General features: G+C 72.6%; 1 pseudogene. It reads left to right on the top strand.

From position 1 onward, the window contains the following. A pseudogene (locus ACZ3HG_RS23815) lies at positions 1-270 on the top strand (hypothetical protein); the annotation flags it as partial.

A 270-nucleotide genomic window follows, 5' to 3' on the forward strand; every position in this document is an offset into this window, starting at 1 on the left:
GGCCAGCACCGGCCTCGACTACCACCTGGTCTGGGCGAAGACCGACGACCCCGAGCCGCGCGTCGGCCACCTCATCGTCCGCGGAGACGCCCCCGGGATCACGATCATTCCGACGTGGGACCACCTGGGGCTCCGCGCGAGTTCCACGCACGACGTCGTCTACGACGGCGTCGAGGCTCCCGCGGACCACTTCCTCGAGATCCCGTACACGGGGGTCTACCGCGACCCGGCCGCCCAGGCCAGCGCCCTCGGGCTCACGCACGCCGCCCT

It is taken from the genome of Erwinia sp. PME.40.26/001, from assembly GCF_055556675.1.